The organism is Micromonospora sp. NPDC049139 (genome assembly GCF_055586845.1).
Map to the genome: position 1 here is coordinate 1 of NZ_JBVJHK010000061.1, position 1,795 is coordinate 1,795.

At 69.8% G+C, this 1,795-nt stretch carries 1 protein-coding gene; it reads right to left on the reverse strand.

Going from position 1 to position 1,795, the window contains the following annotated elements; translation table 11 throughout:
- Positions 1 to 8: 8 nt before the first annotated feature.
- A complete protein-coding gene (locus ACZ6Q9_RS34175; protein WP_393461029.1) occupies positions 9 to 1,481 on the reverse strand; it encodes an IS110 family RNA-guided transposase in 1,473 nt (490 codons plus the stop codon).
- Positions 1,482 to 1,795 lie beyond the last annotated feature (314 nt).

Sequence of the window (1,795 nt, forward strand, 5' to 3'; positions counted from 1 at the left end):
CTGATTCCCTATCGGGGATCGGCTGTCAAGGTGCTGGCTGGCTTGACGGTGTAGGTCGGCTGGTTGGACGATCGCTGGTGGGGGAGGTCGCCTCGTTTGTCGGCGCTTCGTGCGTCTGACCTGACATGTCCCGTGAGGACTCGTTGAGGGGCCTTCCCCGCCTTCGTGCTGGTGGTTTTGGTGCTGCGTCGGCGGGCGCGGACGTCGGCGGGGACGGTCCACTGCTCGGTGATGATCTTCTTCGCCTCGGCGGGGGTGACGGGTGTGGCGTCGGTGTCGCAGATGACGTAGGGCATGCCGCGGCGCATGACGGTCCATGCGCGTTCGGCGAGGCGGGCGGCGACGACGCAGAGGGCTTTGAGGTGTTCGGCGCCGTGCTCGACCATGTGCGTGTAGTAGACCCTGGCTAGTTGGGGGTCTTGTTTGCGGGCGTGGTCGGCGGCGCGGATCAACGCCGCGCGGGCCAGCCGGGATCCGGCTTTGGACATGGGTTGGCCTTTGCGGTCGGTGTTGCCGGTCTCCGACGCTCGGGGTGACAGGCCGAGGTAGGACTTGAAGTGCGCGCCGGTGGGGAATCGGGCGGCGTCACCGATGGCCATGGCCAGGACCGGTCCGCCGACGGTGGCCAGGCCGGGCAGGCTGCGGGCGAGCTGGCCGGGGTCGGCCCACCGGTAGGCGTCTTCCCTGACGGTGGTGTGGGTGGCCAGTTCGGCGTCGATCGCGGCGAGTAGGCGTACTTCGGTGGCGACTTCGGCGGCCAGGTCGGTGAACGCGATCGCGGTGTGATCCCGGTAGAGGTCGACCGCGGCGCGGGCCGCGGTGATCCACTCCTGTGCGCGGGCGGCGCCCTGATGATTGTTCGATGCCTTGGTGATCGCGGCGGTCAGCCGGGCGGGGCCGGCTTTGAGTAGGGTCCGCGGGTCGGCCCAACGGGCCAGCACGGCCAGGTCGGCCTTGCCCAGGTCCCCGGTCAGTGGGGTCAGGGGCATCAACTGCCGGACCAGGTCCTTGATCCGCACCTTGTGTTCTGAGGCGGCCTGCGTGAGCCGGTCACACGCCCGCACCCGCCGATCCAGGGCTGCCTGCTCCGCTGTCGGCAGCCGCAACGGCCGGATCCCGTCGGGGTGGACCAGCGGTAACCGGGCCAACGTGTCGGCGTCGATGCCGTTGGACTTCGCATGCCGGGACAGGAACCGGCGCAGGTCCGCGGCCTTGGCCGAGGACACGCGGAACACCGTGTGGCCCCGGGCGGTGAAGAACACCGCAACCGGCAGCCACGCCGGCCCGGTCGGCTCGATCACCACCTCCAACCGCGTTCCCGCCACGGCCCCGGCCAACGCCGCCTGCTCGACCGCAGTCAGGCTCTCCACGCTGGGCTCACACCGCCGGCGACACACCTGCCGGCCGCCCTCGTCAAGGACCCGCACCGTGTGCGCCGACGCGATGCCCAGATCGATACCCACCAGCCGCCGCTGCACCATCCCTGCCCCTTCCCCGTTCACCGGTCACCACACTCCGGCGGCCCAGGCAAGGAGACGTCCCTGCCAGCCACGGTCCCAAGGAGGCAGAGCGTCCTGACGACGGCTCCCACTCATGTGCTGCAACCGGGCCCGACCTCGACAGGGTCGGCCCACTTCCCTCATCCGGGGCATCCGTGGCCAGGCCAGCAGTGGCAATCAGTCGTACGAGGCCAAACCCTCAGAGCCGTGCTCGACGCCACCCACCGGACCAGCCGGGATGCTCATGCAACCCCAGGACCACCGGGCTGATCAAGCACCGGAGTCCTTTACATGAG